Source organism: Neorhizobium sp. BETTINA12A (genome assembly GCF_023006485.1).
Lineage (GTDB): Bacteria > Pseudomonadota > Alphaproteobacteria > Rhizobiales > Rhizobiaceae > Neorhizobium.
Genome location: NZ_JALBGW010000202.1, coordinates 1 through 7,506, shown reverse-complemented (window position 1 = coordinate 7,506; position 7,506 = coordinate 1). Strand labels below are relative to the sequence as shown.

Annotated in this window: 6 protein-coding genes and 1 pseudogene; 3 read left to right on the top strand and 4 right to left on the bottom strand. The window is 63.7% G+C overall.

Annotated elements, in window-relative coordinates:
* Positions 1-330: pseudogene (locus MOV61_RS26815) on the bottom strand (hypothetical protein); the annotation flags it as partial.
* Between the two features lie 243 nt (positions 331-573).
* Entirely contained in the window at positions 574-2,412 is a 1,839-nt protein-coding gene (locus MOV61_RS26810; protein ID WP_038542700.1) for a methyl-accepting chemotaxis protein, read from the bottom strand.
* A gap of 209 nt (positions 2,413-2,621) precedes the next feature.
* On the opposite strand from MOV61_RS26810, the gene MOV61_RS26805 reads away from it, so the two are divergent.
* Both MOV61_RS26805 and MOV61_RS26800 read left to right on the top strand, forming a co-directional pair.
* On the top strand, positions 2,622-3,011 hold the full coding sequence (locus MOV61_RS26805) for an acyl-CoA thioesterase (protein WP_038586468.1): 390 nt from the start codon (positions 2,622-2,624) through the stop codon (positions 3,009-3,011).
* 14 nt (positions 3,012-3,025) lie between these two features.
* The gene (locus MOV61_RS26800; RefSeq protein ID WP_247138763.1) at positions 3,026-3,613 is read left to right on the top strand and encodes a hypothetical protein; all 588 of its coding nucleotides are present in this window, start codon (positions 3,026-3,028) and stop codon (positions 3,611-3,613) included.
* Between the two features lie 13 nt (positions 3,614-3,626).
* On the opposite strand, the gene MOV61_RS26795 is transcribed toward MOV61_RS26800, so the two are convergent.
* Together MOV61_RS26795 and MOV61_RS26790 are read right to left on the bottom strand one after the other, a co-directional pair.
* Positions 3,627-4,805, bottom strand: a complete 1,179-nt coding sequence (locus tag MOV61_RS26795; protein ID WP_247138762.1) for a DUF1501 domain-containing protein — start codon at positions 4,803-4,805, stop codon at positions 3,627-3,629.
* Between the two features lie 3 nt (positions 4,806-4,808).
* On the bottom strand, positions 4,809-6,281 hold the full coding sequence (locus tag MOV61_RS26790; RefSeq protein ID WP_247138761.1) for a DUF1800 family protein: 1,473 nt from the start codon (positions 6,279-6,281) through the stop codon (positions 4,809-4,811).
* A 317-nt stretch (positions 6,282-6,598) separates the two neighbouring features.
* On the opposite strand from MOV61_RS26790, the gene MOV61_RS26785 reads away from it, so the two are divergent.
* On the top strand, positions 6,599-7,506 hold a 908-nt coding region (locus MOV61_RS26785), incomplete at its 3' end, for a sensor domain-containing diguanylate cyclase (RefSeq protein ID WP_247138760.1).

Here is a 7,506-nt window from a genome sequence, read left to right as displayed (position 1 = left end):
CTCCGGCGCCCGCAGAAAGTGGCCGCCGTCATTGGCCCCGGAGCCGGGATAGGCCGAATTCTGGTAGTTCGAATTCGGATAACCGGTGCCCGCAAGGTTCGGCGTATTCGCGTAATCGACGGCGCGGGCCCCGGAGACCGGCGCGGGGTTCGTCGGATAAGCCTGCTGCGAGGCGGGCTCGCGCGGTATGTCGCGCATCGGCTGGATCGCCCCGACGCGGCCGTTATCGATCGACGCCGGCGGAACGAGATCCCCGGCGGAGCAGGCAGCCAGCATTGTCGGGATCATCAGCGAGCCGATCACCCGCCGAGAAAGGGAAGCATACGCCATACAAGTTTGCCACTCTTCCGGTGCCGAAATGACACACGCTGAGAGTTTAGGCAAAGTCGGTAAATGAACCTTTGAGAAATCAAGGCTCTTTCGTGACCTTTCGGTGCAATTCAAGGTCGTTTCGGGACGCCCGCCGTCCCATTGCCTCCATTCTGGCGACCCATTTCGATGCGGCCGACAGCAAAAAGACCGCCGGGCTTTTTGCGCCGGCGGCCTTGTGTTTTTCAGCGGTAGATCGGTCGATCAGGCGGCGCGAGCGCGGGATGCCTGACCCGAGGTCGCCGCGCGGCCTCCGTTGCCGAGCCTGAAGGCCGAAAGAAGGCCCTGCAGGTGCAGGCTCTGTTCGGCAAGCGTCTGGCTTGCCGCGGTGGTCTCCTCGACCATCGCCGCGTTCTGCTGGGTCATCTGGTCCATATGGTTGACGGAGGAATTGATCTCCTGGAGCCCGGTCGCCTGCTCGCGGGCAGCCGTCGCAATCGTGTCCACATGGGCGTTGACCCGCTCGACCAGGGTGGCGATCTCGACCAGCGCATCGCCGGTGGAACGCACCAGCGCCACGCCGCCTTCCACTTCGCGGGCGGAGTTGCTGATCAGCGTCTTGATCTCCTTGGCGGCATTGGCGGAGCGCTGCGCCAGTTCGCGCACTTCCTGCGCCACGACCGCAAAACCGCGGCCCGCCTCGCCGGCCCGTGCCGCCTCGACGCCGGCATTCAGCGCCAGAAGGTTGGTCTGGAAGGCGATCTCGTCGATCACCGAGATGATCTGGTTGATGCGGTTGGAGCTCTCCTCGATCCGGCCCATGGCGTCGATCGCATTGCGGACGATCTCGCCCGAACGGCCGGCGCTGTCCTTGGTCTCGCTGACCATGGTGCGGGCCTCGACGGCCCGTTCCGACGCGGTGCGGACGGTTGCGGTGATCTCGTCGAGTGCTGCCGCGGTCTCTTCGAGCGCCGCCGCCTGCTGTTCGGTGCGCTTGGACAGATGGCCCGTCGCCCCGGAAATGTCCGAGGCGCTGTCGCGCACCACAAGGCTGGTCTCGGAGATCGCCGCGATCGCCTGGTGGAGCGAACCGACCGCCGCATTGAAATCGTGGCGGAGTTTTGCATAATCCTCGCCGATATCGACGAGTGCCACGGAAAGGTCGCCCCCGGCCAGCGCCTCGAGCGCCCGGCCAAGCTCGCTGATCGCACGCCCCTGGCGTTCGGCAGCGGCCGTCATCGTCCGCTCGTTGTCGGAGCGCTCGCTGGCGATCATGCGGGCCTGTTCGGCCTCGCGTGCCTGCAGCTGGACCCGTTCGTCGACCGAATCGCGCAGCACGGAAAGCGCGCGGGCCATCTCGCCGATCTCATTCTTCTGTTCGGTGCAGGGCACGGTGACGCGCGCCTCGCCCGATGCGATCGACTGCAGCGCCTGCCTGATCTTGCCGATCGGGCCGGTCACCGTCTTGACCACGAAGGTGGCGCCGGCGATCAGCACCAGCGCGCCGATGCCGAACATCGAGGCGAAGTTGATCGCGTCGCGCCGGAACATGGCGTGAAGGTCGTCGACATAGACGCCGGTGCCGACGATCCAGCCCCAGGGCGCAAAACCGGCGACATGCGAATATTTCTCGACCGGCTGCTCGGCGCCCGGCTTCGGCCAATAGTAGTCGACGAAGCCCTTGCCCGTCGGGCTTGCCTTGACGGCGTTGACGAACTCGACGAACAGGAACTTGCCATTCGGGTCCTTGTCGTTCGACAGGTCCTTGCCGTTCAGTTCCGCCTTGATCGGATGCATGATCATCCGCGGCAGCATGTCGTTGAGCCAGAAATAACCGCTGCCGTCACCGTAGCGCATCACCGAAATGACCGCCTTGGCCTCGGTCTGGGCCTGCTCGCGGGTCATCGCGCCGGAGGCTTCGAGGGCCTGGTATTTCTTGAGCACGGTCAGCGCCACATCGTTCATCTGGGCAAGGCCCGCCTTCCGCTCCCGTTCCGACGAAGCGTAGCTCTGGAACAGGCTGAAGACCATGGCGCCGCCGAGGATGACGAGCGACAGGAGCACAAGACTATAAAGGCGCCAGGAAATGGCGAGACGTTGCATGGGACCCCCCTTATGTGCAATTCGCCTTAAATTCTAATGGTCGATGGTTACCAGGTAGTGAAGCCCTGACAAATCGCGGCGAACGCGAATTAGTTCAGCCTAAATAATTGATGTTGAAACGCTTTTTGGCGGAGTTTCCTTCTCCTTCATGTGCGGTTAGTCTCGCGGCGGGAGGAGTCGCCCGAAAACCGCTTCGAAAGAGAGACGACATGACCGAAAATCCCAAGCCGACCGGCGAACTGACGCTCCGCACCCTGGCAATGCCCGCGGATGCCAACGCGGCCGGCGATATCTTCGGCGGCTGGGTGATGGCGCAGATGGACCTGGCGAGCGGCATCCGCGCCGCCGAACGGGCCCGTGGCCGCGTGGTCACGGCAGCGGTCAAGGAAATGGCCTTCGAACTGCCGGTGAAGATCGGCGACACGCTGAACATCTATACGGAAATCACCCGCGTCGGACGCTCGTCGATCACGCTGACCGTCGAAGCCTGGGCACAGCGGGCGCGTCACCGGATGATCGAGAAGGTCACGGCAGGGACTTTCATCATGGTTGCGCTCGACGAGGACGGCCGCCCGGTGCCGGTGCCCGCCGAAGAATAGATCGGGGAACAGCCATGGACGTCGCCACCGCCGCCGAAACCTATACGCATATCCGCGTGGTCATGGGCATGGTGGTGAGCCTCAGCCTGGCGCGGTTGCTGAACGGCCTCGCCGGTATCGTCCAGCATCCCGGCGCGGCGCGCATCTACCCCGTCCACCTCGGCTGGGTGGTATTCATGTTTCTGTTCCTGGCGCATTTCTGGTGGTGGGAATACCGTCTGCACGCCCTGCCGGTGATCGGTTTTGCGGCCTATCTTTTCCTGATCGCCTTCTGCGCGCTGTTCTTCTTCCTCTGCGCCCTGCTCTTTCCGACTTCGATGCAGGATTATGACGGTTACGAACACTATTTCCTGTCGCGGCGAACATGGTTCTTCGGTTTCCTGGCTGGAATGCTCGCCACCGACCTCGTCGATACGGCTCTCAAGGGTCGGGATTATTTCCTGTCGCTTGGCTACGAATATCCGGCCCGTACCGCGTTCTACATCGTGCTCAGCATCATCGCCGCGATCACCACCGACCGGCGTTATCACGCGGCCTTCGTCGTCTTCGCGCTCGCCTACCAGTTCTACTGGGTATTCCGGGTTTACGATCTCCTGACATAGACGGAACCGCCGGCTAACCCTTCAGATAGGCCGAGGACCTGTCGAAACTCAGGCCGGGGAAAACCTTGGCGGTGAGATTGTCGGGCTCGATCCCGAACTGCCGGTAAAGCATGGCGGCCGCGACCTCGCGAACGTCGCCGGTCGGCATCAGGTCGCGGCGGTCGAGCAGCTTGTCTTCGGAAAGCCCCGGCCATTTGCCCAAAACCTTGCCGCCTGGAATCGCCCCGCCGGCGAGCACCGCAAGCCCGCCGGTTCCGTGGTCGGTACCGTTGGTGCCGTTTTCGCGGGCGGTGCGGCCGAATTCGGTCATTGCCAGCACGACGGTCTTTTTCCAGGCCTCTTCGCCGAGCGCATCCTTCAGCGTGATGATCGCGGTCGAGAGATCGCCGACGGCTTTCCTGAACTGCCCCTGCTGGCCCACATGGGTGTCCCAGCCGTTGATCGAGAAGCTGGCGATCCGATAGTCCTCGCGCAGCATGCCGCCGGCAAGCCGCGCCATGTCGGCAATGCCAGCGCCCCGCCTGTTATCGGCGTAAAGGGAGTCCGCCGACATATCGGTCTTCTTCGCCTCCTCCATGGCTTTCGCAAAGGCCGGATCGCCGGCGTAGAGGCGGTCGAGAAAGGCGATCTCGTCCTCGGCAAGCGCGAAATTGCTCTGCGACGACCAGCTATCCGCCTCGTTCGGACCACTGAGGATCAGTTCCATCGACGTATTGATGTCGATCGCCTTGCGGCCGTTGGAGCGCGGGATGATAGCGAGCGTGCGGTTCAGCCAGCCGGTGCGCTGGCCCTTGGCGTTGCCGCCGGTCTCCAGCATGTCCTGGCCGTCGAAATGGCTGCGCTGGTCGCGATAGGGCGTCGAGACGGCATGCACGAGGGAGAGCTCGCGCGCCTGCCACAGCGGCACCAGTGCGGAAGCTGCCGGATTGAGCCCGAAGAACCCGTCGAGATCGATGAGCCCGGTATCCGGCCTCAAGCCCAGTTTCGGGCGCAGCGCCGCATAGGCCGGATCGCCGTAAGGCTGGACGAAGTCGAGCCCGTCCATGGCGCCGCGCAGGATGATCGTCACGAAGCGGTTATCGCCGGGCATCGCCGCAAAGCTCACCGGCGTTAGGAGGGGAGCCGCCGCCGCGCAGCAGGCGCCAGCCAGAAGACCGCGGCGAGACAACGGGAAACTGTCCTGGACGCTCATCTCTTATCTCCTGTTGAATTCAGGGGATGCCAGCACCATCGTGATGCCGTGCACCTTGTTGGGCGCCTGCGCGATCACCCTGCGGGTCTCCGGATGGGCGGCATCGGCAAGTGCGGCCTGCAGGAATTCGGACGGCTCCAGCCTCTGTGCAAAGATGCGCCCGACCATGCGCGACCAGGAAATCCGTTCGCTCAACTGGCTCGGGGTCAGCCACACGCCCGTTTCGTCCGCGAAACCCGCGGGGCTCGGCGGCTGCCAGATCGGCTGACCCATGCGCTGCAGCGCTCCGAGCGTCAGGGCATTGGCACGCCCCGCCTTCTTCCTGATATCGTCCCTCTTCGCGATACCAGTCAGGTCCATGGCCTTCTGCATCGGGCTCTCGTCCTCGTCGCCATCGTCCATGTCGCGCAGCAGGTTGGCCAAATTCCTCTCCGGCAGATCGAGGGCTCGGAAACCCGACGCCACGAACTCGAACGGCTGCTTGATCTTCTGGCCGGGATCCGACCAGGCCCGCGGATGAGCGAGCATGGCGCGGTAGACCTCGGTCAGATTGCCCTCGCTCTGCGTCCATGCCGCGACCATCGCGCCGACCATGTCTTCGGGCGCCTCGTCGGCGACGAAATGCCGGACGAGCTTGCCGCAGACATGCCGCGCGGTCGTGGGGTTGGCGGCGAGGTCCTCGAGCATCAGGACGTGGTCCTGGCCATCGCCTTCGTCGTCCTGATAGGTCCGGCCGAGCAGGTTGACAGGCCCCGCCTCGGCGAGCCGCGGCTGATAGACGACCTGCATGGCGCGGTTGTCCACCGACAGGCCGGTGAGGATCAGTGCCGCGGCCCGCACGTCGTCCTGCGTATAGCCGCTGCCCGCGCCCAATGTGTGCAGCTCCAGCAGTTCGCGTCCGAGGTTTTCGTTGAGACCGCGGCCGTTCTTGCGGGCGGCGGCGGAATCGGGCCCGACACTCTGGTTCTGGTCGAGATAGATCAACATGGCCGGATGCAGAATCGCATCGGACAGCAATCTCGTAAAGGAACCGCCGATATTGGGGCGAATCGCCTGCGCCTCATAGAGCGGCACGATCATCCGCATCGGCAGCGACTTCATCACGCTGGTCGAAAAATGGTCGACCCAGAAACTCGCGAGGCGCTCATAAAATCCGAGCGGCGAATGGATCGCCTGGGCAAGCCGCGCCATGGCATCCTGCCGATAGATGCGCCGCGCCTCGGTCCGGGTCGCCTTGCGGACATCTTCGTTCGGATTGCCGGCCTGACGGGCTTTCGCCTCGGCGGCGAGCAACGAGACGACACGGGTTGCAGTGTCCAGCCGGCCACTCACACCCTCGCGCGGAAAGCGAGGCTTTTCGGAAGCCCCTTCCTCGATCTGCGCCAGCAGTGCTTCGACATCGCGGGGCGGCTCTTCGCCGGGACGAAGGCCATAACCGTATCGGATAGCGGCCAGGGTCGGGTTGAGAAGAGCCATTGGATTACTCCTCGTTTGACTCGCTTAGAGTCCCGAACAAATGTGGTGGAAACCAACAGGAATTGCGGCCATTTCGTGACATGGACAATTTGTAATTCGTGACCGCGCGGGAAGTTCCAGCAGTGCGGGAGAAATCGGATGTAGCAGCTATCGGTACAATCGAACGGCATCCGCCCAATATTGAGGCGCCACGAACGGCCGATTACCTTTTCATTCAGGATAACCCGGCTGGGTTGAAGAAGATCCCTCGAATGCAAGACTTTCTTATCGTCGCCGTTGGATAGTGTCGGCATAGGAACTCCAGCCCAAGCAGATCGATGGAAGCCGAATTCAGAACAGGTCAGATCGACCCGGCCCTTGCCCTGGACGTGAAGCGGGCGCAGGCATCGACCATGCTCGAACGCCTGATCTCGACGCTCGCGACCAATGCCGCAATATCCGCCTCGGCGCTTTTCGTCACCACGATCGACCGTGGCCTGACCGTTTCGGCCAGCCTGTGGTTCACGGCGGTGATCGCCAGCCTCATCCTGCGCGTCGTCATGGCGTCGATCCTGAAGCGTTGGGAAACCGTGGAACATGCCCCGCAACAGGCGCTGGACGTGCTGACCGTCGGGGCGCTCTTGAGCGGGCTCGCCTGGGCGGCCCTTCCGCTGACCGTGCCCGATTTCAACGCGCTCGACGGAGACAGCGGCCTCTATCTGATCATGTGCGGCATGGCGACCGGCGCGGTCCTGATGGGTGTCGGGCACAACCCGGTTTCGCTCGCCTTCGCCATACCGCCCAACATTTCCGTGATGATCGCACTTGCCGTCACCGGCAGCGCCAGCGGCTGGCTCCTCACCATCGACGTCGTGGCCCTGACGATGGTGCTGATCCGCAGCAGCCGCACCAGCGAGGCGACATTCGTCGGCAACGTGCTCGGCAAGCTGAAGGCGACGGCGCTTGCCGATTCCCTCTCCAGCGCCAATTCGAACATCCTGCGCGCCAACTACCGGCTGGAAGTGCTCGCCAATTGCGATCCGCTGACCGGGCTTGCCAACCGTACCGCCTTCAATACCGCCCTCGATACGGGAATTTCCGCCGCAAGGCTGGAGGAGGAACAACTCGCCCTCCTCATCCTCGATCTCGACCGCTTCAAGACGGTCAACGACACGCTCGGCCACAGCGCCGGCGACGCGCTGCTCGTCGAGGTCAGCGACCGGCTGCGCTCGGCGGTCGACGGCAG

What these genes read in the sequence shown, in the direction of transcription:
- MOV61_RS26810 (WP_038542700.1), bottom strand. Translation starts at nt 2,412, where the DNA reads ATGCAACGTCTCGCCATTTCCTGGCGCCTTTATAGTCTTGTGCTCCTG.
- MOV61_RS26805 (WP_038586468.1), top strand. Translation starts at nt 2,622, where the DNA reads ATGACCGAAAATCCCAAGCCGACCGGCGAACTGACGCTCCGCACCCTG.
- MOV61_RS26800 (WP_247138763.1), top strand. Translation starts at nt 3,026, where the DNA reads ATGGACGTCGCCACCGCCGCCGAAACCTATACGCATATCCGCGTGGTC.
- MOV61_RS26795 (WP_247138762.1), bottom strand. Translation starts at nt 4,805, where the DNA reads ATGAGCGTCCAGGACAGTTTCCCGTTGTCTCGCCGCGGTCTTCTGGCT.
- MOV61_RS26790 (WP_247138761.1), bottom strand. Translation starts at nt 6,281, where the DNA reads ATGGCTCTTCTCAACCCGACCCTGGCCGCTATCCGATACGGTTATGGC.